The sequence below is a fragment of the Virgibacillus sp. JSM 102003 genome (genome assembly GCF_041949995.1).
Classification (GTDB): Bacteria; Bacillota; Bacilli; order Bacillales; family Amphibacillaceae; genus Lentibacillus.
In genome coordinates this window covers 247,260-272,526 of sequence record NZ_JBHFQH010000001.1, presented here as the reverse complement: position 1 = coordinate 272,526, position 25,267 = coordinate 247,260, and the positions used below count along the sequence as shown (strand labels likewise).

Genomic DNA, 25,267 nt, shown 5'->3' with positions numbered 1-25,267 from the left:
TTAGCCTGATTTAATAAGGGTGAAAATAAATTTTTGTGTAGAGGAATTTGAAAAATAAAAGGTCGAATAAGTCTGAAAATGGTGTTTTGTTAAGTTGTTCAGGTTTGAATAAATAGATAATATGAACTTATCTTAACGAAGGAGGACTGTTGATGACTTCATCGACTATTATGATTAAGGATGTACCTAAGGAAGATCGTCCGCGTGAGCGGTTACTTAAATTAGGTTCAAGTCATTTATCTAATCAGGAGCTGGTCGCAATACTGCTTGGAAGTGGAACAAGAGAAGAATCCGTAATGACATTATCTAACAGGGTCTTAATGCACTTTGAGGGGTTAAACCTGCTTAAAGACGCTACCATTGAGGAACTGACAGCAATTAAAGGTATTGGAGAAGCTAAAGGTGTATTACTGCTTTCTGCAATGGAGTTAGGGAGAAGAATGAACCAATACAAACCGAATGAACGATATATTGTTCGGTCTCCAGAAGATGGAGCAGACTATGTAATGGAGGAGATGCGAAACCTGAATCAGGAACATTTTGTTGTATTATTTTTAAATACTAAAAACCAAATCATTCATCGTCAAACCATTTTTATTGGAAGTCTGAATGCTTCGATTGTACATCCGCGAGAAGTATATAGAGAGGCTGTCAAACGTTCTGCAGCTTCTATCATCTGTGCACACAATCATCCCTCCGGAGACCCCGCCCCATCCCAGGAAGATATACATGTCACACGACGTTTAGTTGAATCAGGAAAGATGATAGGTATAGAACTTCTGGACCATTTGGTCATTGGTGATCGTAAATTTGTGTCTTTAAAAGAAAAAGGATACTTATAAAACACTATCTATTTTTTAATTTTTTTCGTATAATTGTATAGAAGTAAAAGTTGGCGCCAGTTTCCGGATTTTTATGAAATTGGCGCTTATTATAATTATTTATACGTTTAAAGCTGTTTACTTTAAGTTATAAAAATGTTTAAAATTATGAGTTGAGGTTATATTGCAGCACTAAAGTTAAGTTGAAATAGTGAAGTTACTTATACATACAACTTACGAATTTTGTTATTTGGAAAGGAAGATTCTTTTGGGTGGATTTAGTTTATCTCAGGACTTAGGAATAGATTTAGGTACGGCAAATACACTTGTGTTTGTAAAAGGAAAAGGTGTTGTAGTTCGCGAACCAACAGTAGTTGCGAAGAATATTCAAACAGGAGAAATCGAAGCTGTGGGAAGTTCAGCGCGAAATATGATTGGGCGGACTCCAGGTAATATTTCTGTTGTCCGGCCAATGAAAGATGGTGTGATTGCCGACTATGATACGACAGCGGTTATGATGAAATATTATATAAAAAAAGCCATGCGAAATCGATCCATGTTTGCAAGGAAGCCAAACGTAATGATTTGTGTTCCATCAGGTATCACCATGGTGGAGGAACGTGCAGTAATTGATGCTACAAAGCAGGCTGGTGCGAAGGATGCCTTCCCTATTGCGGAACCATTTGCAGCAGCTATAGGTGCAGGATTACCTGTCTGGGAACCAACAGGCAGTATGATTGTTGATATTGGTGGTGGAACTACTGAAGTTGCTGTTATTTCCCTTGGAGGAATTGTGACGAGTCAATCGATTCGAACAGCAGGGGATGACATGGATGAGTCGATCACCAACTATATTCGCAAACATTATAATTTAATGATAGGTGAGCGTTCTGCAGAATCAATTAAAATGGACATTGGAACTGCAGGAGAAATAACCGAGGATATCGAAATTGATATAAGAGGTCGTGATTTATTAACAGGCCTACCGAAGACAATTTCGATAACAGCAAAAGAAATAGCTGTTTCATTAAATGATACAGTTCAGGCAATTATTGAAGCGGTCAAAAACACATTGGAGAAAACCCCTCCTGAACTAGCTGCAGACATAATGGATCGCGGCATAGTTTTATCCGGTGGGGGGGCTCTTTTACGAAACTTAGATAAAATTATTAGTGATGAGACAAAAATGCCTGTTTTTGTTACAGAAGACCCTCTGGATAGTGTAGCAATCGGGACAGGTAAATCCTTGGAATACATTCAACACTTCCGTTCCCATCCGAATGTATCATCTCGTCCAACTATCGAGTAAGCAGGTGTTTTCATGCCAATTTTTCGTAAAAAAAGATTATTCATTTTATTAATTGGAATTATCATTCTCGTTGCAATGATTGGTTTTTCCTTAAGGGATAGAGATAATCTTTCGACACCAGAGCAGTTTTTAAAAGATACGGTTGGATGGGCCCAAAATATTATACACACTCCGGTGAATTATGTAACAACTATATTTAAAAATATTGACGACATGAAAAATACGTATAGTGAGAACCAGCTACTGCGAGAAAAGCTAGCTCAATATAAAAGCTTGGTCTATGAAGTACAAGAGTTAAAAGAAGACAATATCGAACTGCGTGAAACACTAAAGAAAACAGAATCTATTCAAGACTACAATCCGATTCAGGCCACTGTAATGTCAAGATCTCCTGAACGGTGGATTGAGCAGGTAACGATTAATAAGGGAAAACAAGATGGTGTGAAAGAAAATCTGGCCGTCATTACCGCAGATGGCATGGTGGGGAAAATACAGACTGTATCGCAATTTACATCAACAGTTAAACTACTTTCTGGTTTTGATCAATTTAACCGAATTTCAGCAACTATTTCTCAGGAAGACAGTAAAGATATTTTTGGACTAATCGAAGAGTTTGATGATGAATCAAATAATTTGTTGTTTAAAATTATCGAGGAATCTGATAAGGATATTAAAAAAGGAGAATTAGTTGTATCTTCTGGAATGGGTGGCGTATTTCCTGCTGGATTACCAATTGGTACTGTGAAAGAAGTTAAGCCTGACCAGTATGGTTTAACACGAACTGCACTAATTGAACCAGCCGCAGACATGTATGAAATAAATAATGTGATTGTCGTTGATCGTGCTCTAACTGAAGATAAAACACCCAACGATACCGGGGAGGACAAAGAGTAATGAAGCGAATAATTATTCCTCTCATCCTCTTTTTATTACTCGTTTCAGAAGGTGTCGCATTGGAATTATTACCTGTTTCGTTAGTGAAGGATGACTTAGCTATAGTTCCCCATTGGGTCTTTGTATTTCTGTTATTCTTGGCTATCTTTTATGATAGAGAGAACACATACTTTTCTGTCTTGTATGGATTATTGTTTGGATTATTAATTGATATTGTCTACACAGGGGTTTTAGGTGTTTATATGTTCTCCTATGCCTTGGTAATATATATCATTCACGGGCTTACCAAAATGCTTCATGCAAATTTCTTTGTAAGCGTGCTGCTAGGAATGATAGGGTTAATCTTGTGTGAGGTTTCTATTAATGCTATTTATACTGTAGTTGGGATATCGGACATGATATGGAAGGATTATTTTATTTATCGAATGGTACCAACTGTAATTGCCAATATTCTATTTTTAATCGCATTATATCCGATTATGATGAAACGACTTAACAGCTGGAGAAATGAACAGTTATCTACAAATAATACATTTTAATGTCGAGGTAAATTATTGAGGTGAGCTTATTGTGCTTGATAGGAAACAAATGATAACCATTAAAGGTACAAAGGACGGACTAACGTTATTTATTGAAGATCAAGGTTCATTTGAGGCGGTTATGGATGAACTTAGTGATAAACTAGCAGAAAATAATCCCAAACAAGATGAACCGGTGGTATCTGTTACTGTGAAATTGGGTAATAGATACCTGAATGATCAGCAAAAAGAGCAGCTTAGTGAATTAATTGGTAATAAAAACCGCTTCTTTATACAGTCATTTGACTCTGAAGTTATTCGCAGAGATGAGGCATTGAACTGGAAAGAGGATAGTGATATTAAATCAATAAATAGAATAGTAAGGTCGGGACAGGTTTTGGAAATAGTTGGAGATCTACTTCTTATAGGTGATGTGAATCCTGGTGGTAAAGTAGTCACTACAGGCAATATTTTTATCATGGGCAGTCTGAGAGGAATTGCACATGCCGGATTAAATGGTGATCGTGAAGCAGTAATAGCTGCTTCCTATATGAAACCAAGTCAGCTCCGTATTGCAGATTATATCAGCCGTGCTCCAGATTATGAATCTGAAGGTGTTTATATGGAATGTGGTCTGATTGATGAGAAGCAGGACAAGATTGTTATTGACCGACTACAAGTTCTTTCACATAAACGAAAAGATATAAGCGGTTTTGAAAGGAGAATGCAGAATGGGTGAATCAATAGTTATAACTTCTGGTAAAGGAGGCGTTGGTAAAACAACCACAACTGCAAATATCGGCACTGCTTTGGCTTTAATGGAAAATAAGGTTTGTTTGATTGATACAGATATTGGTTTAAGAAACCTTGATGTTGTTATGGGACTTGAGAATCGTATAATCTATGATATTGTTGATGTTATTAACGAACGTTGTAAACTTAAACAAGCATTAATAAAAGATAAACGATTTGATCATTTAACATTGTTACCTGCAGCGCAAACGAGTGATAAGACGGCAGTAACAACTGATGGTATGCAGAAAATTATTGAGGAACTGAAACAGGAGTACGATTATATTATTATTGATTGTCCGGCTGGAATAGAACAGGGATTCCAAAACGCAGTAGCAGGCGCTGACAAAGCAATTGTAGTAACGACACCTGAAAAATCAAGTGTTAGAGATGCAGATAGGATTGTTGGCTTGCTGGAAAAAGAAGATATAGAGTCTCCTAAACTAGTAATAAATCGCATACGTAATCACATGATGAAAAGTGGAGATATGCTGGACATAGATGATATAATTCAAATTCTATCCATTGACCTTATAGGTATTGTAATTGATGATGATGAAGTTATTAAAGCATCAAATCACGGAGAACCTGTTGCTCTTCAGTCAAACTCAAAGGCATCAATTGCTTATCGGAACATTGCACGGCGAATATTAGGTGAGACTGTTCCGCTTCAGTCACTTGAAGATGAAAAAGGCATGTTTCAAAAGGTGAAAAGTTTCTTCGGCATGCGCTCATAACAATTAATATAAACATGCAATAAGCCCTGCGCAGGTTTTTGCATGTTTTTTAGCAGGTAAGAATGGGTCAACACTTCCTTTAGTGCATACGTTCAACAAAGGCTTTAAGCTATTTGACTACTTGATGTGTTCCTACTACGTCATCACACTATTATTCTTAACATAACTTTCGCTTTTTGCACATAGACTTGTACAAAAGCATGTGAGGGTTGTGAGGATAATGGATAAAGGGATTAAAAAAGTAAGAAAATCAATTAATCAACGGAAAAAAATGCGAGGCTTAAATCCAAGAGATACACATTCAAAGCCATATTTGCCTTCCTTTCCACAAGAAGAAGAGAAACATGGTTATTTCCCTATTTTCACCGACAACACTGGTACATCAAAAAATACCAGTCAGCGTATTTCCGGATTTGCTGTGAAGGGAATTCTTTCCGTAATGCTATTTTTGGGTACAGCCCTGCTATTCCAAACTGATGCAGAGTTATTAACAGGTCCCAAAAAGTGGACAGGCAATGCTTTAACAGAAGAATTTCCATTTGCTAGTGTAAATCAATGGTATCAGGAAACCTTCGGAGCACCTATGGCATTGACACCAAGTAAGGATCAAGACGAAGATGAAGAAAAGTCTCTTGCTTTACCAGTTTCTGGAAGTGTCTCGGAATCCTTTCAAGCAAATGGGACTGGGATTATGATAGCACCAGAAAAAGCATCGAATGTATCATCTCTGCGAGGAGGAGTAGTTATTTTTGCAGGAAATGATACAGAGACTAATAAAACAGTAATTGTCCAACATGCCGATAGCAGTAAAACAGTATATGGCTATTTAAGTTCGATTGATGTTCACTTGTATCAGTTTGTAGATAAAAATCAAATGTTAGGAAAAATTGAGCCATCTACTGAGAATGATATGGTTTATTTCGCTATTGAAAAAGAAAATGAATATGTGGATCCTGTACAGGTGATTAAAGTTGATGACTCTCCGTAACTTATTTCCTGTAATCCACATTCATCCAATATTATTTATATTTATTATTGTTTCATTTTTGACTGGTACATTCATAGAGTTGATGGTTATATTAGGAATCGTATTATTTCATGAACTTGGCCATTTTACAATGGCTAAAGTGTTTAAGTGGCGTATTAGAGGTATTATGCTATGGGTTTTTGGTGGTGTAATGGATACCGATGAGAATGGAACAAAGCCCTTGGTAGAGGAAGTTCTGGTTACTATTGCAGGGCCAATTCAGCATTTATTTATCTATATGCTACTATTACTTTTGTCTGCAAATAGTATCGTACCATCTTCGATTATTGAGTTGGCATTCTTTTATAATAGTGCAATACTACTATTTAATTTATTACCAATATGGCCATTAGATGGTGGTAAGCTAATATTCCAGATACTTTCAACATTATTACCTTATCGTAAGGCATATGATTATGTTATTATTTTTTCAATATGTACTTGCAGTTTATTTTTAATCGTGCAATTACTTTTCATACCTTTTACATTGAGTGCCTTTATTCTATTTTTATTTTTGCTTATGGAGAACAGGTCAGACTGGAAACAGCGTTATTATGTATTTATTCGTTTTTTGCTTAGGCGTTATCAAGGTGAGACATATATAAAAGGTGTTCACCCAATGGAAGTTTCCCATGATAGTTTTTTAATGGATATTTTCAGTAATTTTCATCGGGAAAAGAGACATCCTATATATGTGACATTTCCTGGAGATATTCGTGAAACGATAGATGAAATGGATTGTTTGCACAGCTATTTTCATGAAAGGAACTACAGTAAGCCGATCGGAGAAATTACAGGTTATCTGTCAGGATGATTTTCTAACAAGTCAGCTTGACAAATGTTTCTTAAACATGATAACATCAATACGTTAAACATCGTAGCACCAGTGCTACAACCGCGCAGAATAGGTTATAAACTTGAAGTGTCGGGTACCTGTGATGGCGAGTCTTAGTTAATTAGGGAGGTGCAAGATATGTACGCAATTATTGAAACAGGCGGTAAACAAGTAAAAGTTGAAGAAGGACAAGAAATTTATGTTGAAAAAGTAGAAGCAGACGCAAACGAATCTGTTACTTTTGAAAATGTTCTTTTCGTAGGTGGAGATGATGTTAAAGTAGGTGCACCATATGTGAGCGGTGCAACAGTAACGGCAAAAGTTGAGAAACACGGACGTCAGAAAAAGATAACTGTTTTTAAATATAAGCCAAAGAAAAACTATCATCGTAAACAAGGTCATCGTCAGCCATACACAAAATTAGTTATTGATAAAATTAATGCATAAAGGTTTTGGCCTATGATTAATGTAACTGTATATCGAAATAATAATCAAATTACTATGTTTGAATTATCCGGACATGCAGATAGTGGCCCATATGGCTATGATTTAGTTTGTGCAGGTGTTTCGGCTGTATCATTTGGTGCAGTTAATGCAGTTATGGAACTGTCTGAAGCAGAGCTTGAGATCGAACAGGGAGATGAAGGTGGTTATCTTTGTGTAACTGTTCCTGGTCAGATGGATAAGGCTGTTTCGGAAAAAGTTCAACTCTTGTTCGAAGGAATGCTTATTTCATTGGAAACTATAGAACGTGAGTATAGCAAGTTTGTTACAATTCAACGAAAATAAGGAGGTGCAACAACATGTTACGTCTAGATTTACAGTTTTTCTCTCAGAAAAAAGGTGCTGGAAGTACTAAGAACGGTCGTGATTCAGAATCAAAACGTCTTGGTGCAAAACGTGCGGATGGCCAGGTTGTTACTGGTGGATCTATTTTATTCCGTCAACGCGGGACAAAAATTTATCCTGGTGTTAACGTTGGCCGCGGCGGAGATGACACTTTATTTGCAAAAATCGATGGTATCGTTAAATTTGAACGCTATGGTCGTGACCGCAAAAAAGTAAGTGTATATCCAGTTGCCAAGGAAGCTTAATAGGTGATTTAAAACTCCAGCCAATTCTATGGTTGGAGTTTTTTTAGGCAGATCAGAAACCAATATGGGTGCCGAGTGTGTAGCTACCGTTACATGAAAATACTGTAGCCGAATTAGAGATGTGTTTTAACAAATATAAGTTTCTACGGACACCAGGAACCTTATTTGGAAGTAACCCACGAAAATGGTGTCAGAACCTTATTTGGCACAAACACCTTCTATTAACCATGATATAGGTGAAATAAGAGCTCCTGTGTCCGCTCGTTAAGTCTTTTATAGCAATGAAAGCCCCCTCCCTCCGCAACATGCAGTCACCTACAATTATGAAAATGAATTGGTAATCAAGCTATGGAGGTATTTTCATAAGATAGTGTAATTACTTTCTTATTGCCTACCTGTAGCTGTCACCATTTGGCGACAAACTAATCTCTTAAATGGTATACTTTATTTAGTATTGGGGGAGAGAAAGATGGAAGAAAAAGATGTTATAAAAGTTCTGCGCCGTAATCGCCATGATTTATTGAACCATCTGCAGATTATTCAAGGCTATTTAAGTATGGGTAAAACAGATAAAGTGCAGTCGAAGATAACGGAATATTTGCAGCTGCTGGATGAGGAACGGAAACTTGTTAATTTAAATGCTCCGTTGTTTGCATTATCTTTAATTCAATTTGATTCTCTACATACCAATTTCCGATTGACATATCATATACATACAGATAATAATGACTTACAGCATCTAGATGAAGTGCTGGAAAGCAGCACTAATCAGCTGATGAGCCAGATTAAATATATGTCTGATAAAACAGAGTTATATGAAGTGCATTTACAAATGTATGAAGAATCTTCTTCATCTATGATAGAATTAAAACTTACTGTTAATGGTAATTTGCCTAGTATTGAAAAATTAATGAAAAATATAGAAAGTATGGGTCAGAAGGTAGAGGTACATCAGGAGCCGTATGGTATCGTGTGTACTATCAGCATCCCATGCTAATGAGGTGAGCAATAATGTTTGTAGATCAGGTTAGTGTATATGTTAAAGCAGGTGATGGGGGAAATGGCCTTGTTGCATATCGGAGAGAAAAATATGTACCTTTAGGTGGACCAGCCGGTGGTGATGGTGGTAATGGCGGCGATGTTGTTTTCAAAGTTGATGAAGGACTTAACACGTTAATGGATTTCCGGTATAACCGCCATTTTAAAGCAAAGCGCGGGGAGAATGGGATGAGCCAAAATCAGCATGGTAAAAATGCGAATCCATTAGTAATAGCTGTCCCACCTGGCACAACGGTGGTTGATGAGGATACAAAAGAGGTGATTGCCGATTTAACCACACATGGTCAAGAGGCTGTGATTGCTAAAAGTGGCCGTGGCGGACGTGGTAATTCCCGTTTTGCTACTCCAAGAAATCCTGCACCAGAGATTGCAGAGAATGGTGAGCCTGGGCAGGAACGTAATATTAAAGTAGAATTAAAATTACTTGCAGATGTCGGGTTAGTGGGATTCCCAAGCGTTGGGAAGTCAACATTGTTGTCAGTGGTTAGTGCTGCTAAACCTAAGATTGCTGACTATCACTTTACAACGTTAGCACCAAACCTTGGAGTCGTTGATACAGCAGATAACCGAAGTTTTGTGATGGCAGATTTACCTGGTTTAATTGAAGGTGCTCATGAAGGAATCGGGTTAGGTCATCAGTTCTTGCGTCATGTCGAACGTACTCGCGTTATTTTACATGTGGTTGATATGTCCAGTTTTGAAGGAAGAGATCCATACGATGATTTCGTGAAAATAAACCAGGAATTAGCAGAATATGATAAACAGTTAATGGACAGACCACAAATTATTGCAGCCAATAAGATGGATATGCCTGGTGCCGAGGGAAATTTACATGAATTTAAAGCAAAGTTAACAGATGAATATCCTGTCCATTCTATCTCCGCCTTAACGAAAGATGGATTGCGAGATATATTGTTTGAAATTGCAGATACATTAGATAAGATACCGAAGCATTCGAATGTGATAGAGGATGTTGATGAAAAGGTTGTCTACCGGTATAAAAAAGAAGAAACTCCATTTACGATTACGCGAGATTCTGATGGTGCATATGTGTTATCAGGTATTAAAATAGAAAAGTTATTTAAAATGACTGATTTCACCAAGGATGAAGCGGTTCAGCGTTTTTCCAGACAAATTCGTGGAATGGGTGTAGATGATGCTTTACGGAAACGTGGGGCTAAAGATGGTGATACCATTCGAATAATGGATTTTGAGTTCGAATTTATTGAATAGGCATTTTAAATTATGGCATCGGCGATTCAAGGGGGATTAGAATATGGTGAAAATAGGTTATTTAGGACCGCGTGGAACATTTACAAAGTTAGCAGTGGATACTGCATTTAATGGGGAAGATAAACACAGCTTTGATACGATTCCAGAATGCATTGATGCTGTTCAGGAAAATCGAATTGAAATTGGTGTAGTGCCTCTGGAAAATGCCATTGAAGGTACAGTACAGTTAACAGTTGATTATCTCGTACATCAGGTGAGGTTACCAATTATTGCTGAAATTGTAGTACCAATTCAACAGCATTTACTTGTATCATCAAATTTCTCAGGTGACTTATCAAATTTGGAGGAAATTCATTCACATAGTCATGCAATTGCGCAGTGTCACCAGTTTCTTCATAAGAACATGCCAGAAGCAACAATGAATTATGTCTCTTCTACTGGAAAGGCTGCAGAAATAGTTAGCAAAAGTGATAAAAACATTGCTGCTGTTGGTAATAAGCTGGCAGCGGAAGAATATGGTTTAAGGATTTATCAGGAAAATATTCATGATTACCCAAATAATCATACAAGATTTGCAGTGTTGGCAAAAAATGAAGACATCGTTAAGATAAAACATGATAAACAAGCTGAAAAGACCAGTTTATTAATAACATTGCCAAGTGATTATGCTGGTGCACTTCATCAGGTACTTTCTGCGTTTGCTTGGCGAAAAATGAACCTTTCAAAAATAGAGTCAAGACCGATGAAGACAGGCCTAGGAAATTATTTTTTTATTGTAGATGTGAATCAGCCATATGATGACGTACTTTTTCCAAGTGTACAGGCTGAATTGGAGGCTTTAGGCTGTAATGTAACAGTTTTAGGTACTTATCCAGTTTATCAAATGAATATCTAATATTTGCCGTTTACCCTTTTAAATAGGGTAAACGGTTTTTTAATTCGGTTTTTTCGCAAGTTTTGTTTAATGGCTTAGGTAGATTAGACTGCGCAATGGAGGTAGAACACGTTGACTATTGAAATGTATGTATCTGAAGTCCCTGGAAGAAGAGTCCTTAGCGTTATAAATAATCCTGGGCCGTGCCGATGAAGTATTCTGCTGGATAGCATGAATGTTAAATCGGCAGAATTATACAATAAGATGTTGAAGCTTTCTCACTCGGAATAAGGGATCCGCCAAACAATCAAAGTGGATCCTCATTCCGCTAAATAGCAGAAAAGATGCTCTCGGAAGGGTGAGACGGATCCTCGTTCCGTTAAAAGCAGAAAATCAGCCAATTTTTGAGGCAGAAAAGTCAAATAGCGGAATGAGGATTCAAACCCAAGCCTAAAAAGAGGGTTTTCAAGGAAATAACGGAATGAGGATCCGCCAAACAATCAAAGTGGATCCTCATTCCTTTAAAATAAGAATTCTTTCAACAAAAAAGCCGAAATGTATGTTAATAATAGCATTCTTTCCCAAGACTGAACCAACTACTATTAGAAGTCAGTCTTAATTTATTGTAATTAGATAAATGAAAATTTTGGTATCCATTATAAGGGTAACAAAGGTTTTTGCTATTAAACCGTAATAATAGGTCAAGTCTTCTAAAAAATTTATTTCAACTTTTACAATTTCATTGCATATGTTGTTAATGAGTGATTTGCCCAGTTTTAAATTGAAACGAAGGGAGTATGGTTTGATTTGAAAATTCACATTGTACAAAAGGGCGATACATTATGGGAAATAGCTAAAAACTATGGTGTAGATTTCAACCAGTTAAAACAGCTGAATCCTCAATTATCCAGCCCTGATATGATAATGCCTGGTATGAAAATTAAAATACCCAGTACATCAAAGCCAGTTAAAAAAGAAACAATGCAGATGAAAGAAACTCAAAAGCCGAAAACACAGCAACCGTACAAAGACACATCTCCAAAGCCAATACCAGTGATTAAAGAAGACGATGAGAAAAAGCCAAAAAAAGTACAACCGAAAATGCCAATGCAGCCAAAAATGCAACCGATAATGCAGCCTATGATGCAAATGCCAACGATGGAACAGGAAATGAACAACTATACCACTATTAACTTTCCTGAGATGCCTCCATATCCGAGTCCAGAGGAAAAACCAGAAAAGATGCAATATATGCCAATGCAACAGCCGATGATTCCAGTCTATTGTTTCTGTCCACCACCTCCAATGCACCACGCAGTTCCAAATGCAATGGGGAAGAAGGATTGTGGATGCGGCGGTCCGAAACCTATGGTAAGTCCAATGCAAAGTAATCAAATGCCGATGGTAAGTCCAATGCAAAATAATCAAATGCCGATGGTCAATCCGGCGTATGATAATCAAATGCCCATGGTGAATCCAGCGCAATATAATCAAATGCCTATGCAAAGTCCAATGCAGTACCCAAATCAGTACCCAAATCAATATCCAAATCAGGGGCTTGGGCCAACGAATAACCCGTACCATTATGGAAATATGGAATCAATTGAATCTTCACCTAGTATGGATATGCCGGTAAAACCAGCACAGAACCCCTATATGAATAATTACAGCCCATTAGATAAACAGGTTCCAACGCAGACTATGGGAGCACAACAAGGATTTCATTCACCAAATATGCCACCACAATCGCAACCATATTTTGCAAATGCTGCTAATAATAATATGCCATATCCGTCACCACCAGGCTTTGAAGAAAATTCGATGTTTGATTTCCGAGAAGATGAAGATGAGGACAATTCAAAAAGTGAGTAAATTTATTCGAGGAGACGAGATGAATTTTGATCATCTCTCTTCTTTTTTATCTGAAGATGGAAAGTTTAATACGAGAAGCATGACAACAATTAATCGCAATGTTTTTTATTTGAAAGCATTTAACGGAAGAGCATTTATTTTAAAAAGACATAATAAAAAGGATCGAATGGAGCAACAATGGAATTTTTTTGAACAGATAAAGTCTCCTGATATAATTTCATTTGAATACTTTCCAAACCAAAAGAAATTTGTTTATGATGGATCACACTATTGGACAATTTCCCCATATGTCAAGGGAAGGAAATTAAACTATCTAGTGGAAAAAGACCGAACGGAAAGTCTGAAAACGTTGAAAATATTCCATGAGCAAGCGAAGGGGATAAATATATTAAATCCCTTAAAGAAAGATACATTTTACTTACGGTGGTATAAAAGATTGCAGTTATTCAAGGAGACTGATCATATTTTTCGGGAATATCATTTTGATTCATTATTTGAGGACATCGTACAAACAACAGAAACTCATTTGCGGTTTGTTTCTGGATTCCCGTGGGACAGGATTGAGCGACAAGCAAAAATCGATGGTAAATGGATCCATGGAGATGTCGCTTCACACAATTTTATTCGTAGCCAAAAAGGCATATATATCATCGATTTTGATCTTCTTTTATGTGCACCAGAGCTATACGACTATATTCAGTTAGGGCAACGCTTTCTGCCTTATATAAACTGGGATTTAAATAAGTTACTTTCTTACAATATGGTTGAGGAGAAATATATAAAAGCTTGGTTATTGGCCATATTGATACCTAGTGATGTTCTTAGGGAATGGATTCACTTTTTATATCATACTTCAGGTAATTCCATTCATAATTATTTAACTGAATTGGAGATGGACTGGATGAAAAGACAATCTTTTTTAAATAGTGCTAAATTAATGCTAAAATCAATGTAGATATTTTTACTTCAGATAAAGGAGCGAATATGATGGAAAAAATAGTAGACGAAATAGTGAAATGGTTACAGGAACGCGTAAAAGAAGCTGGGGTAAATGGATTGATGGTTGGTGTTAGCGGTGGTCTTGATTCAGCGGTTGTAGCGCACCTGATTCAGCGAGCATTCCCTGATAACTCACTGGGTGTTATGATGCCATTAAATAGCAATCCTAAAGATATGGTTCATGCAAAAAAAGTAATTGAAAGCTCTGGAATAAATGAACTTACTGTTGATTTGACAGAAACACATCAGGTAATGTATGGAAATATTAAGAATCAATTAAAACAGAAAAATGAATTCAAAGAGAAAAATGCCCAGCTTGCAGGAGCTAATCTTAGGGCACGGTTACGCATGAGTTCGTTATACGCGGTTGCAGCTAATTATAATTATCTTGTGGTCGGAACAGATAACGCAGCAGAATGGTACACAGGTTATTTCACAAAATATGGTGATGGTGGGGTAGATATTTTACCAATTGTTGAATTTACGAAACAGGAAGTAAGAGAAATGGCAAGTTATTTAGGTGTACCGGATGAAATTGTTCATAAGGATCCAAGTGCAGGACTTTGGGAAGGACAAACAGATGAAGCTGAGATGGGTACAACATATGATAAGATTGATGCCTATTTAAAAGGTGAAAAAATTCCGGAAGCGGATAAAGAAGTTATTGAAAGAATGCACAGACGCACTGCACATAAGCGGAATCCTGTAAAACAATTCAATATTTCAAAATAGTAATTCCCTTTATTTAACTGTTTAAAAAAAACTCTCTTATACAATCTAATGGTAAGGGAGGTTTTTTTATGTGGATAAAAAGGGTAACAATAATTTCAGTCATTAGTATTGCTTTAGTTGGGTGTGGGACAGAAGAAGAAACGCAAAATAATCCTGAAAATATGAATTCACAGCCGATTAATTATGAAACAAAAGAAGAGCAAAAAGAACGAACCGGTAATAAAGAACAAAATCTTGGCGAAAAAGGCGGATATCCTCAAAGTGAACAAACTGAGATGAATGATGGTGACGCTAACGCCCAAAGTGATAAATATACGAATCAGACATCTATTTCAATAGCAAAAAAATTAAAAGAACGAAAGGAAGTTATTCAAGCCCAGGTTGCTGTATCTGGTAATAAAGTAATTGTTGGAGTCATAATAAGCCCAAGCTCTCCTTCAAACATGAGAGAGATACTGAAAAAGGAAGTTCATGAAATGGTGCCAAACAGGGAAGTTGAAGTATATACGGATGACATCTACTGGGATCGTATGCGAAATAAAGATTCAAGGCTGGACCAACTCAATGGTGATATGAACGAATTTCTCAATGAATTTTTTAACACTACAAGAGATTAAAGTCTTTGCGAATGCAAAGGCTTTTTATTTTTGTAAAGGAAATTATAAAATTTAAGTGCTCGTGTATCCTTTTCGTTTTCCAAGCATAAGATTCATCTTGACTTTCGCCATCATTGGCGATAAATCAAGTTCATCTAATCTCAGGGAAAAGGAAGATCGACTAAGACCGCCGCTTTGCGCGTCAACGTCTACCTATCCGCAGCGCTGAGCACAGTCCATACGGCGCCTGAATAGGTGCTTGCGCTCTTTAGCAGTTGAGAAATACATTCTTGCTGTGGTGAAAAAACAGGTATTCTAATCCCTCTTTTTACTAATATCGATTCCCATCCCGTATAGGTGGCATTGTTTTAGAAATATATTTTGTTTTAAGTGACACTTTTTTTATCCGGAATTCGATTATAACAGTAGAACCAGCACTTTAATGATTCAGCTATTTTTGGTATAGTTAAAAAGGGAAATATACAGAGAGGAGAATGTCCTATGGCTGGTCATTCTAAATGGAAGAATATTCAAAAGAGAAAAAATGCACAAGATGCTAAAAAAGGGAAAGTATTTATGCACCATGCTAAAGAAATTTATACGGCAGCCAAACAAGGTGGAGGAGACCCGGAAATGAATGCCTCCCTAAGAATGGCAGTTGACAAGGCTAAGTCAGATAACATGCCGAACGAAAATATTGAACGAGCGATTAAGAAAGCTACGGGAGCTTTGGATGGAGCAAGCTTTGAGGAGATAACGTACGAAGGGTATGGACCAGGTGGTGTTGCAGTTATTGTTAATATTTTAACGGATAATAAAAATAGAACCGCTTCTGAAATAAGGCATGCTTTTAAGAAAAATAATGGGAATCTGGGTGAAAATGGAAGTGTTTCCTTTATGTTTGATCGAAAAGGATATATTGTTATTACAAATGAGGACGGAACAATTGATGAAGAAGAAATCACATTGGAGGCCATTGAAGCAGGTGCAGACGATATCATCACAGAAGAGGGCGCATATGAAATAATGACATCACCAGAGAATTTTAAGGACGTGTGTGAACATTTACGTGAAAATGGATATCAATTGGAGAGTTCAGAAATCACCTTTATTCCACAAACATATAGTTCTCCTTCTGAAGATGATGAGAAAAATATGCTGAATCTGATTGAGATGCTTGAGGAAAATGAAGATGTTCAAGATATCCACCACAATTTAGAGGATTCTGAATAAGGGTAATAAAACTTCTATTCTTGCGTTATGAGAATGGGAGTTTTTTCTTCCTTATGTGTATACTTATGTTAGAATAGGTGCAGGAATGTAAAGGAGAAGGTCGAATGATTGCATACATAAAAGGGACATTATCAACGATTCAAGAAGACGCAGTAATTGTGGACGTACAAGGAGTTGGGTATGAAATTATTTGTGCTAACCCTTTTTTATTTCAGTCTGAATTAAATAATGAGTTAACGATAAATACTTACCATTATGTGCGAGAAGATACACAGGTATTATATGGATTTAAAAATGAAGATGAAAAGTATCTGTTCACAAAGCTTATTTCCGTTTCAGGAATTGGACCAAAAGGTGCGTTGGCAGTTCTAGGAAGTGTTGATGTAGCAGGTTTTGTTGGAGCTATTGAGCGAGAGGATGACAAATTTCTGACAAGTTTTCCTGGAGTAGGCAAAAAAACAGCCAGGCAAATTATTCTTGACTTAAAAGGTAAACTAACCTCCATGGTTTCCGTATCTGGTGAACATGAAATAGTAGATACAAGTAACCAAAGAACAAGTGATAGTATAAATGAAGCTCAGGAGGCATTGAAATCGTTAGGGTACACAGAACGTGAAATTAAAGCTGTCGTTCCACAATTGCAATCAGAAAATAGTGGGAACACAGATGACATTATTCGAAAAGCGCTTGCATTACTAATGAAAAATTAACAAGGGGGGATAATATGGATGAGCGAATGGTCACAGGTGAATTACAAAACGAGGATTCTACTGTTGAGCTAAGTCTCCGCCCTACAAGAATAAACCAGTATATCGGTCAACAAAAAGTTAAAGAAAACTTGAGTATTTTTATTCAGGCAGCAAGAATGCGCGAAGAACCGCTTGATCATGTACTGTTATATGGACCGCCGGGACTTGGTAAGACGACCTTGGCAGCAATTATAGCAAATGAAATGGGCGTACAGTTCCGATCCACTTCTGGTCCTGCGATTGAACGTGCTGGGGATTTGGCAGCTATTCTGTCATCACTCGAACCTGGTGATGTGCTTTTTATCGATGAGGTGCACCGGCTGCCACGAGCTGTTGAAGAAGTGCTGTACCCTGCAATGGAAGACTTCTTTCTCGATATCGTAATTGGTACAGGTCCTAGTGCGCGATCAGTTAGAATTGACTTGCCGCCATTCACGCTTGTAGGTGCAACAACACGTGCCGGTCTATTATCTGCACCACTTCGGGATAGGTTTGGTGTCCTTAGTCGGTTGGAATTTTACGAGGCTAAAGATTTATGTGCAATTGTCGAACGAACTGCGGATATATTTGAAACGACAATAACCAAGGAAGCAGCTGGAGAAATTGCGCGGAGATCAAGAGGGACACCAAGAATCGCAAATCGGTTACTAAAACGAATTCGCGATATCTCACAGGTGAAGGGTGAACAGGAAATCAGTTTAAAAACGACTGACCTTGCACTGGAAATGCTGCAGGTGGATGATGCTGGGTTAGACCATATAGATCATAAATTACTTAAAGGTATTATAGATGGATTTCAGGGTGGCCCAGTTGGATTGGACACGATTGCTGCAACAGTTGGAGAAGAATCTCAAACAATTGAAGATGTGTATGAACCGTATCTGCTGCAAATTGGTTTTATACAGCGTACACCAAGGGGGAGGCTTGTAACCCCAAAAGCTTACCAGCACTTTGGAATAGCAAGGAATGATGCATGATGAATGCAGGGAAATTATTTATTATTCTTGGAATTGTATTTGTAGTGATTGGATTAATTTGGACATTTATCGGCAGGCTTCCTGGTGATATTAGTTTTAAGAAAGGAAATTTTTCTTTTCATTTTCCAATCATGACATCTATTGTGGTAAGTATCATTTTGACGCTTATTTTTTATATCATGGGAAAATTTCGTTAGACGGAGTAAGGAGAGCATCATGAACATAGAGGATTTTGATTTTAATTTACCGGAAGAATTAATTGCACAAACACCACTAAAGGACCGTGCATCATCCCGGTTGTTAGTTTTAAATCGGGAGACAAAAGAAATTGAACATAAGAATTTTACCGATATCAAACGTTACCTTAAGAAAGGTGATTGTCTTGTATTAAACGACACACGAGTTTTGCCTGCGAGGCTTTATGGGGTGAAGGAAGATACTGGTGCCAAAATAGAGGTGCTGCTCCTCCATCAGCAAGAAAGGGATGAGTGGGAAGTACTGGCAAAACCAGCAAAAAAGATTAAAGTGGGGACAACTCTCGTATTTGGTGATGGTAAACTTCGCGCCACATGCACGGCACTTAAGGATCATGGCGGGCGTATTTTTCATTTTTCATATGAGGGTATTTTTTACGAAGTTCTCGATGAGCTAGGTGAAATGCCATTGCCTCCATATATCAAAAAAGAGCTATCTGAAAAAGAACGATACCAGACCGTATATGCAAAAGAAGAAGGATCAGCTGCCGCCCCTACTGCAGGATTACACTTTACAAATTATCTGTTGGACGAGTTGAGAGAAATGGGTGTAACGATTACGTTTATTACATTACATGTTGGACTGGGTACATTTCGTCCGGTCAGTGTAGATAATATTGATGACCACACAATGCATGCTGAGTTTTATCACATGACAAAAGAGACTGCAGATACGTTAACGGAGGTTAAACAATCGGGTGGAAGAATTATTTCCGTTGGTACAACTTCTACAAGAACTCTTGAAACAATTGCCAGAGATAATAACGGACAATTTGCTGAATCAAGTGGCTGGACTGATATATTTATTTATCCCCCATATCAATTTCAGGCAATTGACGGACTAATCACCAATTTTCATTTACCTAAATCAACTCTGATTATGATGGTAAGCGCACTCGCTGATCGGGAGAGCATTCTAAATGCATATAATGAAGCTGTTAAGGAAAAGTATCGATTTTTCAGTTTCGGTGATGCGATGTTAATCTTATAAAAAGGAACGAATACAATGACAGCAGTTACGTATGAACATATTAAAACATGTAAACAGACAGGTGCAAGACTCGGGAAAGTACACACACCGCATGGATCTTTTGATACACCTACATTTATGCCAGTAGGTACATTGGCTACAGTAAAAACCATGAGTCCTGAAGAACTAAAGCAAATGAATGCAAATATTATTCTATCTAATACATATCATCTATGGCTAAGACCTGGTGAAGATATTATTAAAGAAGCTGGTGGTCTTCATAAATTCATGAATTGGGATGGGGCGATATTAACCGATTCAGGCGGATTCCAGGTTTTTAGTTTAAGTAAAATGCGCGATATTAAAGAGGAAGGCGTACATTTTCGAAGCCATTTGAGTGGAGAGAAGCTTTTTCTGTCACCAGAAAAAGCAATGGAGATCCAGAATGCACTTGGCTCGGACATTATGATGGCATTTGATGAATGCCCGCCATACCCTGCAACAGAGGATTATATGAAAGCCTCGGTTGAACGAACGTCACGTTGGGCTGAGCGCTGTTTGAATTCACATCAGCGCCCTTCTGACCAAGGTTTATTCGGAATTATCCAGGGCGGAGAGTATGAAGCATTGCGTAAGCAGAGTGCAGCTGATTTAACGTCGATGGACTTTCCTGGATATGCTATTGGCGGACTTTCTGTTGGTGAACCCAAAGATGTTATGAATCGCGTTCTGGAATTTACGACACCACTTTTGCCTAGCAATAAGCCACGGTATTTAATGGGCGTAGGATCACCTGACTCCTTAATTGACGGTGCCATCAGAGGGATTGATATGTTTGATTGTGTACTGCCAACACGTATTGCCCGAAATGGAACATGTATGACCTCCAACGGGAGACTTGTCGTAAGAAATGCTAAATATGCACGGGACTTTAGTCCAATCGATGAGAATTGCGATTGTCATGTTTGTAAAAATTATTCACGAGCATATATCCGACACTTGGTTAAATGTAATGAAACGTTCGGATTCAGACTTACTACTTACCATAATCTCTATTTTCTGTTAAAATTAATGGAGCAAGTACGAGCAGCTATTAGTGATGATCGTCTTGGTGATTTTAAAGAAGCATTCTTTGAACAATATGGTTTGAATCAACCGAATGCAAAAAACTTTTAGTAAGGGAGGGAATCTATAATGAATACGTTACTATCTTTAGCACCAATTATTCTAATGTTTGTTATTTTTTATTTCTTGCTTATTCGTCCACAACAAAAGCGACAAAAGCAGGTTAAACAAATGCAATCTGATCTTCAAAAAGGAGATGCAGTAATAACAATTGGTGGCTTTCATGGTGTTGTTCATGCTATCGATGAGAGCACCGTTATTATTCAATCAGGTGATGGTATTAAACTTACTTATGATCGTACAGCCATTCGCGAAGTAAAAAGCGAACAATAATAAATTGCCGCACTGATACTTTATGATTATACATAAAGGACATAAAAGAAGCTGGTACATTATGTACTAGCTTCTTTTTTAATAGATAAATTAATTGTTATTTTCTCCTGCTACAAAATTAACCCCAATAACTCCACCGATAACAGCTGCTAAAATAAATCCAATATGATGGATTGATTGCTCCATCGAGAAAGCCTGCTGATAACCAAGATATTGCACGAGAAAGGTGAAAAGAGTAAATCCAATCCCCGTAACTGAGCCAATGATCCAGCCTTTTTGCTTACTTTTAACTCCAGCAACCAAACCACCAATAAATAAGCAGATTAAACCAATAGCTAATGTAACCCATGATAAAGTCGTTTCCTCCATTGTTGTAAAGCGCAGTAAGAATGCCAGGATAATACTAGTTAAGAGAATTAAACCAAGAATTATAATCCAGCCATACAACAGGGCCGTAAATTGTTGTTTCTTCATGATACTAATCCCCCTTTCCTTTGTTTGTCCATGTACTTTCATTCTATTCAGCTAATAAAAAAATAGACTGAAAATATTTTAGAAATCTCAGCATATAGTTGTAAGAAGAGATTATATTTATAATGAAAGAGGATGCTGCATGGAAGTAATACTAGCGACTGTCATTTTTATAATTAGTTACATTTTCATTATGACTGAGAAGATTAATCGTGCTGTCGTTGCGCTATCTGGCGGTGCATTACTGTTATTAACTGGTATTTATAGTGCCAATGAAATGTTTATGCATTACATTGACTGGAATACTATTGCCTTATTATTTTCGATGATGCTGCTTATTTCGATAACGGACAAGACAGGGTTGTTTTCGTTTATTGCTATTCGTTTTGCACAAAGAGTACGTGGTTCACCAATACCGTTATTTGTTGGCGTAAGTATCCTAACAGCTGTAGGATCAGCATTACTCGATAATGTTACAACGGTGTTGATTTTTGTACCAATCATTCTTAAAATAACGAAACAATTAAGCCTCCCAGCGTTTCCGTATCTTCTTATCATAATTTTCAGCTCTAATATCGGCGGTACTGCAACACTTATAGGAGATCCGCCAAACATAATGATTGGACAAGCTGTCGACCATCTTACTTTTTTGTCGTTCGTCAACCATCTGGCACCACTGGCTATAATTATCTTTATTATAATGGTGGCATTAATGGTGATGCTGTTCAGAGGTACATTAACTGCACAGAGTACAAACATTGATGAATTAATGGCTATGGATGCTTCATCTTTTCTGGTGAAGTCACCTATGTTATATCAATCTGTTGTAGTGTTAATTCTTACATTATCGGGTTTTATGCTTCATTCATTTCTGCATATTGAACTGACGATAATAGCACTTAGTGGGGCGATACTACTTTTGCTGTTAACAGAGAAGGAAATTGAAACAGAGCATATTTTTGCAAAAGTTGAATGGGTAACATTGTTTTTCTTCATTGGTCTTTTTACATTGGTTGGGGGACTTGAAAAGGTTGGAATTATTGACGAAATGGCAAGAGCTATCGTTCTTTCAACTGAAGGTGATTTCTCAAAAACTGCTATTCTTATTTTATGGGTTTCCGGGTTATTTTCAGGCATTGTCGATAATATACCGTTTGTTGCAGCAATGATTCCTGTAATAGAGGAATTTGAGAGTTATGGTATGGTTTATTTAGATCCCATATGGTGGTCACTTGCGTTGGGAGCATGTTTGGGTGGGAATGCAACATTGGTTGGAGCCTCGGCAAACGTTGTAGTTGCAGGATTAGCTGAAGGCGCGAATCAAAAAATTCCATTTATTCGATTTATGTTGTATGGAATACCATTTGTCCTGTTTTCGCTTATCATATCGACTATTTATATTTACGTTCGCTATCTAATCCCGTATATGTCACAAGGACTATAAGCAACATAACGCTTTAGAAAAAGTGTTATGTTGTTTTTGTTTTTAAAAATGTTTTATGGGGTTATGGTATGTTTGTACTTAAACTGGCAGTATTATAAGAGAATGAAGTATTGCCACTCGTTCAATCGAAACAAGGACCCGCCAAACAATCATCTAAGTGAATCCTCATTCCGCTAAATAGCAGAAAAGATGCTCTCGGAAGGTTACAATGTTAATCCAGGTGTTAAAAGCCAATCAATTTATTGTATCAATAAAACAGGATCGCGAAACGTTATGCGCTTTATACTCCTAAATAGTGTTTTTATTTTTGGAAAACGACCTTTTAATGTACCCATTTCTGGAGAATTGGTATTTGATTTAACTCTTCTTTTGTAATGAATTTTAAAATGAAGAGCAGAGCAATGTATACTATCGTTAAAAATAGTATGATAATTATAAATAGGAAAAGGTTTGAATCAAGTCCGGCGTAGATACCTTTAAAGAAGTTCCCAGCCATATATGTAAGTGATAATAATAAGCCCATCTTTATTAAATCTTTAAAAGGTATCGAAAAGCCGATTTGTTTATACAGGCTGCCCAGATGCAATAATGTTACTAGGACCACGCCAACGGACATTGCAATAGCAACTCCCATGATTCCAAATTCAGCATTGGATGCCAATAGAAATAGAACAACAAATTTACATGCTGCACCAATCAAACTATTCCACATTGCAGGTTTAGCTAAATCTAACGCTTGTAATGCCGCTTGTAATGGTGCCTGGATATAGAGTAAAATGAAAAAAGGTGCCATTAATATGAGGAATCTGCTGGCGTTTCCAGTTCCGTACATATATGTGAGTATTGGCACAGCAAATAATGAAAGTACAATAGTTGCTATTGCGCCTGATGCAAATGAAATTCGGATGGATTGATGAATTCGGTAATGAATCAGCCTATTATTCTTAGTCGCCTCTGCTTCTGAAATAGAAGGGACTAAGGCGATTGACAGAGATTGTGTAATAAATGTTGGTAAAAATAGTAATGGCAATACATACCCTGTCAACTCTCCATACTGTTTTGTCGCCATTGAGCTTGATACCCCTGCAAGCAGCAGGCTTTGCGCTACAATTATTGGCTCAAGAAAGTAAGAAAAGGAACCGATTAAACGACTGCCGGTACTTGGTAAGGCTATTGAGAATAGTTCTTTTAATGTGTTCTTACTTGAATTTACGTATTTAAAAAAGCGGTGTCGGATACTTACTATTTTCATTCGTTTAAATAAGTGAATCATAAAAAATAAGGAGGCAAGCTCACCAAGAATTACACTGAACATTGCTCCAGCTGCAGCAAATTCAACGCCATAAGGGAGTAATAATTTAATAAAGAATGCTACACAGGTAATCCGGACGATTTGCTCAATTACTAATGCGTAACTTTGTGGTTTCATATTTTGTCGGCCTTGGAAGTAGCCTTTAAGCACGGAAGAAATTGCTACAATCGGAACTATTGGGCTTATTGCAATTAGTGGATACATTGTCCGTTCATCAGTTAAAAGAGTTGTGGCAATAAATGGTGCGGCAGCGATCATGCCAATGGTGAAAATGACACTTGATATACCTGTTACAAGTAATGATACGACAAGAATTTTTTTGATTTTATGTGTATCATTTCTTGCATCAGCCTCTGATACCCGTTTTGAAATTGCAACAGGAAGGCCGAGTTGTGTTAATGTTATCACAAGGAATAGAGTTGGCAGTGCCATCATATAAAGACCTACACCTTCTTCACCCATAAATCTGGCTATAACAAGGCGATTGATGAAGCCTAATAATCGTGTAATCATACCTGCTACTATTAAAATTAACGTGCCTTGTAAAAATGTTTGTTTGGTCAATATTGCCGACCTACCTTCTCAAAAAATAATTTTTCATATACAATGATATATATGCAAAGAAGTGGGCCAACCATGACAAGCATTATTATATAGTTTGGTTTGTCTACAGGGAGGGGAATCGCGTGGAAGTTATAAAAAATGTAAGAGAGTGGAAACCTGATGTATTGTTAGCTTTAGAGAGTAAGGTAAATGAATTCAAGTTAATGGGCTATGCACAGGCATCAAATGATAATATATGGAAATGTTTAGAAGAAAAGGTATGGAAAGGCAATCCACCGAAACGTTTATTTGAGGTGATTCAAGATATCTTCCATCTTTCATCAAATATTTACATGAGTTATTTAACGGTTAATGCATATCAGGATAATGATTTAATGGCTTCTATTAATGCTTTAACTAAAGGGGATTTGGAAGAAGCTGAATAGGTTTTACATAATGTATTA

General features: G+C 37.2%; 29 protein-coding genes and 1 other annotated feature. Of the genes, 27 read left to right on the top strand and 2 right to left on the bottom strand.

Features of this window, described 5'->3' with window-relative positions:
* The first annotated feature begins 152 nt into the window (after window positions 1–152).
* From radC to yajC, 25 genes are all read left to right on the top strand, one after another.
* Window positions 153–842 (top strand): RadC family protein, encoded by a 690-nt coding sequence (radC, locus tag ACE1TG_RS01440; RefSeq protein WP_375050571.1) that lies wholly within the window; start codon window positions 153–155, stop codon window positions 840–842.
* A gap of 247 nt (window positions 843–1,089) precedes the next feature.
* Window positions 1,090–2,130 carry a rod shape-determining protein gene (locus ACE1TG_RS01435; RefSeq protein WP_375050733.1) on the top strand — a complete coding sequence of 347 codons (1,041 nt, stop codon included), beginning with the start codon at window positions 1,090–1,092 and terminating at the stop codon, window positions 2,128–2,130.
* A 12-nt stretch (window positions 2,131–2,142) separates the two neighbouring features.
* Complete coding sequence (gene mreC, locus ACE1TG_RS01430; RefSeq protein ID WP_375050570.1) at window positions 2,143–3,024, top strand: rod shape-determining protein MreC; 882 nt, start codon at window positions 2,143–2,145, stop codon at window positions 3,022–3,024.
* A complete protein-coding gene (gene mreD / locus ACE1TG_RS01425) occupies window positions 3,024–3,563 on the top strand; it encodes a rod shape-determining protein MreD (RefSeq protein WP_375050569.1) in 540 nt (179 codons plus the stop codon). The genes mreC and mreD overlap by 1 nt, the downstream gene beginning before the upstream one ends.
* Window positions 3,564–3,594: 31 nt before the next feature.
* Window positions 3,595–4,281 (top strand): septum site-determining protein MinC, encoded by a 687-nt coding sequence (gene minC / locus ACE1TG_RS01420; RefSeq protein WP_375050568.1) that lies wholly within the window; start codon window positions 3,595–3,597, stop codon window positions 4,279–4,281.
* Complete coding sequence (gene minD / locus ACE1TG_RS01415) at window positions 4,274–5,071, top strand: septum site-determining protein MinD (protein WP_375050567.1); 798 nt, start codon at window positions 4,274–4,276, stop codon at window positions 5,069–5,071. The genes minC and minD overlap by 8 nt, the downstream gene beginning before the upstream one ends.
* A gap of 220 nt (window positions 5,072–5,291) precedes the next feature.
* Entirely contained in the window at window positions 5,292–6,059 is a 768-nt protein-coding gene (locus ACE1TG_RS01410) for a peptidoglycan DD-metalloendopeptidase family protein (protein WP_375050566.1), read from the top strand.
* Window positions 6,046–6,912, top strand: coding sequence for a site-2 protease family protein (locus ACE1TG_RS01405; protein ID WP_375050565.1), 867 nt, complete (start codon window positions 6,046–6,048; stop codon window positions 6,910–6,912). The genes ACE1TG_RS01410 and ACE1TG_RS01405 overlap by 14 nt, the downstream gene beginning before the upstream one ends.
* Window positions 6,913–6,981: 69 nt before the next feature.
* Window positions 6,982–7,057 (top strand) — a sequence feature (ribosomal protein L21 leader region).
* 14 nt (window positions 7,058–7,071) lie between these two features.
* Window positions 7,072–7,380 (top strand): 50S ribosomal protein L21, encoded by a 309-nt coding sequence (rplU, locus tag ACE1TG_RS01400; protein ID WP_375050564.1) that lies wholly within the window; start codon window positions 7,072–7,074, stop codon window positions 7,378–7,380.
* Window positions 7,381–7,392: 12 nt separating this feature from the next.
* Window positions 7,393–7,722: a ribosomal-processing cysteine protease Prp gene (locus ACE1TG_RS01395; protein ID WP_375050563.1), complete on the top strand. Its 330-nt coding sequence runs from the start codon at window positions 7,393–7,395 to the stop codon at window positions 7,720–7,722.
* A gap of 14 nt (window positions 7,723–7,736) precedes the next feature.
* Window positions 7,737–8,027, top strand: a complete 291-nt coding sequence (rpmA, locus tag ACE1TG_RS01390) for a 50S ribosomal protein L27 (RefSeq protein ID WP_209479285.1) — start codon at window positions 7,737–7,739, stop codon at window positions 8,025–8,027.
* 469 nt (window positions 8,028–8,496) lie between these two features.
* Window positions 8,497–9,024, top strand: a complete 528-nt coding sequence (locus ACE1TG_RS01385) for a Spo0B domain-containing protein (protein ID WP_375050562.1) — start codon at window positions 8,497–8,499, stop codon at window positions 9,022–9,024.
* Between the two features lie 14 nt (window positions 9,025–9,038).
* Window positions 9,039–10,319, top strand: coding sequence for a GTPase ObgE (gene obgE, locus ACE1TG_RS01380; protein WP_375050561.1), 1,281 nt, complete (start codon window positions 9,039–9,041; stop codon window positions 10,317–10,319).
* 43 nt (window positions 10,320–10,362) lie between these two features.
* Window positions 10,363–11,214, top strand: a complete 852-nt coding sequence (gene pheA, locus ACE1TG_RS01375) for a prephenate dehydratase (RefSeq protein WP_375050560.1) — start codon at window positions 10,363–10,365, stop codon at window positions 11,212–11,214.
* Between the two features lie 786 nt (window positions 11,215–12,000).
* Entirely contained in the window at window positions 12,001–13,065 is a 1,065-nt protein-coding gene (gene safA / locus ACE1TG_RS01370; RefSeq protein ID WP_375050559.1) for a SafA/ExsA family spore coat assembly protein, read from the top strand.
* Between the two features lie 19 nt (window positions 13,066–13,084).
* Window positions 13,085–14,020, top strand: coding sequence for a phosphotransferase (locus ACE1TG_RS01365; RefSeq protein WP_375050558.1), 936 nt, complete (start codon window positions 13,085–13,087; stop codon window positions 14,018–14,020).
* Window positions 14,021–14,052: 32 nt separating this feature from the next.
* Window positions 14,053–14,796 carry an NAD(+) synthase gene (gene nadE / locus ACE1TG_RS01360; RefSeq protein WP_375050557.1) on the top strand — a complete coding sequence of 248 codons (744 nt, stop codon included), beginning with the start codon at window positions 14,053–14,055 and terminating at the stop codon, window positions 14,794–14,796.
* A gap of 68 nt (window positions 14,797–14,864) precedes the next feature.
* A complete protein-coding gene (locus ACE1TG_RS01355) occupies window positions 14,865–15,413 on the top strand; it encodes a YhcN/YlaJ family sporulation lipoprotein (protein ID WP_375050556.1) in 549 nt (182 codons plus the stop codon).
* Window positions 15,414–15,893: 480 nt separating this feature from the next.
* Complete coding sequence (locus ACE1TG_RS01350) at window positions 15,894–16,625, top strand: YebC/PmpR family DNA-binding transcriptional regulator (protein ID WP_375050555.1); 732 nt, start codon at window positions 15,894–15,896, stop codon at window positions 16,623–16,625.
* A gap of 104 nt (window positions 16,626–16,729) precedes the next feature.
* Entirely contained in the window at window positions 16,730–17,335 is a 606-nt protein-coding gene (gene ruvA, locus ACE1TG_RS01345; RefSeq protein WP_375050554.1) for a Holliday junction branch migration protein RuvA, read from the top strand.
* Window positions 17,336–17,349: 14 nt separating this feature from the next.
* Window positions 17,350–18,351: a Holliday junction branch migration DNA helicase RuvB gene (gene ruvB, locus ACE1TG_RS01340; protein ID WP_375050553.1), complete on the top strand. Its 1,002-nt coding sequence runs from the start codon at window positions 17,350–17,352 to the stop codon at window positions 18,349–18,351.
* A complete protein-coding gene (locus ACE1TG_RS01335; RefSeq protein ID WP_375050552.1) occupies window positions 18,348–18,548 on the top strand; it encodes a DUF2905 domain-containing protein in 201 nt (66 codons plus the stop codon). Before ruvB ends, ACE1TG_RS01335 begins: the two co-directional genes overlap by 4 nt.
* A gap of 19 nt (window positions 18,549–18,567) precedes the next feature.
* A complete protein-coding gene (gene queA, locus ACE1TG_RS01330) occupies window positions 18,568–19,596 on the top strand; it encodes a tRNA preQ1(34) S-adenosylmethionine ribosyltransferase-isomerase QueA (protein ID WP_375050551.1) in 1,029 nt (342 codons plus the stop codon).
* A gap of 15 nt (window positions 19,597–19,611) precedes the next feature.
* On the top strand, window positions 19,612–20,751 hold the full coding sequence (gene tgt, locus ACE1TG_RS01325) for a tRNA guanosine(34) transglycosylase Tgt (protein ID WP_375050550.1): 1,140 nt from the start codon (window positions 19,612–19,614) through the stop codon (window positions 20,749–20,751).
* Between the two features lie 18 nt (window positions 20,752–20,769).
* Window positions 20,770–21,033 carry a preprotein translocase subunit YajC gene (gene yajC / locus ACE1TG_RS01320; protein WP_375050549.1) on the top strand — a complete coding sequence of 88 codons (264 nt, stop codon included), beginning with the start codon at window positions 20,770–20,772 and terminating at the stop codon, window positions 21,031–21,033.
* Between the two features lie 90 nt (window positions 21,034–21,123).
* Here yajC and ACE1TG_RS01315 read toward each other — a convergent pair whose 3' ends face one another.
* The gene (locus ACE1TG_RS01315; RefSeq protein ID WP_375050548.1) at window positions 21,124–21,507 is read right to left on the bottom strand and encodes a TIGR04086 family membrane protein; all 384 of its coding nucleotides are present in this window, start codon (window positions 21,505–21,507) and stop codon (window positions 21,124–21,126) included.
* 139 nt (window positions 21,508–21,646) lie between these two features.
* Here ACE1TG_RS01315 and ACE1TG_RS01310 point away from each other — a divergent pair, with 139 nt between their 5' ends.
* Complete coding sequence (locus ACE1TG_RS01310) at window positions 21,647–22,948, top strand: ArsB/NhaD family transporter (RefSeq protein ID WP_375050547.1); 1,302 nt, start codon at window positions 21,647–21,649, stop codon at window positions 22,946–22,948.
* A 322-nt stretch (window positions 22,949–23,270) separates the two neighbouring features.
* Here ACE1TG_RS01310 and spoVB read toward each other — a convergent pair whose 3' ends face one another.
* Window positions 23,271–24,824 carry a stage V sporulation protein B gene (spoVB, locus tag ACE1TG_RS01305; RefSeq protein WP_375050546.1) on the bottom strand — a complete coding sequence of 518 codons (1,554 nt, stop codon included), beginning with the start codon at window positions 24,822–24,824 and terminating at the stop codon, window positions 23,271–23,273.
* A 122-nt stretch (window positions 24,825–24,946) separates the two neighbouring features.
* Between spoVB and ACE1TG_RS01300 the strand changes: the two genes are divergently transcribed.
* Complete coding sequence (locus tag ACE1TG_RS01300) at window positions 24,947–25,249, top strand: post-transcriptional regulator (RefSeq protein WP_375050545.1); 303 nt, start codon at window positions 24,947–24,949, stop codon at window positions 25,247–25,249.
* Window positions 25,250–25,267 lie beyond the last annotated feature (18 nt).

Excerpts from the sequence above, each read along its gene's own strand:
- radC (WP_375050571.1), top strand. The coding sequence starts at position 153 with ATGACTTCATCGACTATTATGATTAAGGATGTACCTAAGGAAGATCGT.
- mreC (WP_375050570.1), top strand. The coding sequence starts at position 2,143 with ATGCCAATTTTTCGTAAAAAAAGATTATTCATTTTATTAATTGGAATT.
- mreD (WP_375050569.1), top strand. The coding sequence starts at position 3,024 with ATGAAGCGAATAATTATTCCTCTCATCCTCTTTTTATTACTCGTTTCA.
- minD (WP_375050567.1), top strand. The coding sequence starts at position 4,274 with ATGGGTGAATCAATAGTTATAACTTCTGGTAAAGGAGGCGTTGGTAAA.
- ACE1TG_RS01410 (WP_375050566.1), top strand. The coding sequence starts at position 5,292 with ATGGATAAAGGGATTAAAAAAGTAAGAAAATCAATTAATCAACGGAAA.
- ACE1TG_RS01405 (WP_375050565.1), top strand. The coding sequence starts at position 6,046 with ATGACTCTCCGTAACTTATTTCCTGTAATCCACATTCATCCAATATTA.
- rplU (WP_375050564.1), top strand. The coding sequence starts at position 7,072 with ATGTACGCAATTATTGAAACAGGCGGTAAACAAGTAAAAGTTGAAGAA.
- ACE1TG_RS01395 (WP_375050563.1), top strand. The coding sequence starts at position 7,393 with ATGATTAATGTAACTGTATATCGAAATAATAATCAAATTACTATGTTT.
- rpmA (WP_209479285.1), top strand. The coding sequence starts at position 7,737 with ATGTTACGTCTAGATTTACAGTTTTTCTCTCAGAAAAAAGGTGCTGGA.
- ACE1TG_RS01385 (WP_375050562.1), top strand. The coding sequence starts at position 8,497 with ATGGAAGAAAAAGATGTTATAAAAGTTCTGCGCCGTAATCGCCATGAT.
- obgE (WP_375050561.1), top strand. The coding sequence starts at position 9,039 with ATGTTTGTAGATCAGGTTAGTGTATATGTTAAAGCAGGTGATGGGGGA.
- pheA (WP_375050560.1), top strand. The coding sequence starts at position 10,363 with ATGGTGAAAATAGGTTATTTAGGACCGCGTGGAACATTTACAAAGTTA.
- ACE1TG_RS01365 (WP_375050558.1), top strand. The coding sequence starts at position 13,085 with ATGAATTTTGATCATCTCTCTTCTTTTTTATCTGAAGATGGAAAGTTT.
- nadE (WP_375050557.1), top strand. The coding sequence starts at position 14,053 with ATGGAAAAAATAGTAGACGAAATAGTGAAATGGTTACAGGAACGCGTA.
- ACE1TG_RS01355 (WP_375050556.1), top strand. The coding sequence starts at position 14,865 with ATGTGGATAAAAAGGGTAACAATAATTTCAGTCATTAGTATTGCTTTA.
- ACE1TG_RS01350 (WP_375050555.1), top strand. The coding sequence starts at position 15,894 with ATGGCTGGTCATTCTAAATGGAAGAATATTCAAAAGAGAAAAAATGCA.
- ruvA (WP_375050554.1), top strand. The coding sequence starts at position 16,730 with ATGATTGCATACATAAAAGGGACATTATCAACGATTCAAGAAGACGCA.
- ruvB (WP_375050553.1), top strand. The coding sequence starts at position 17,350 with ATGGATGAGCGAATGGTCACAGGTGAATTACAAAACGAGGATTCTACT.
- ACE1TG_RS01335 (WP_375050552.1), top strand. The coding sequence starts at position 18,348 with ATGATGAATGCAGGGAAATTATTTATTATTCTTGGAATTGTATTTGTA.
- queA (WP_375050551.1), top strand. The coding sequence starts at position 18,568 with ATGAACATAGAGGATTTTGATTTTAATTTACCGGAAGAATTAATTGCA.
- tgt (WP_375050550.1), top strand. The coding sequence starts at position 19,612 with ATGACAGCAGTTACGTATGAACATATTAAAACATGTAAACAGACAGGT.
- yajC (WP_375050549.1), top strand. The coding sequence starts at position 20,770 with ATGAATACGTTACTATCTTTAGCACCAATTATTCTAATGTTTGTTATT.
- ACE1TG_RS01315 (WP_375050548.1), bottom strand. The coding sequence starts at position 21,507 with ATGAAGAAACAACAATTTACGGCCCTGTTGTATGGCTGGATTATAATT.
- ACE1TG_RS01310 (WP_375050547.1), top strand. The coding sequence starts at position 21,647 with ATGGAAGTAATACTAGCGACTGTCATTTTTATAATTAGTTACATTTTC.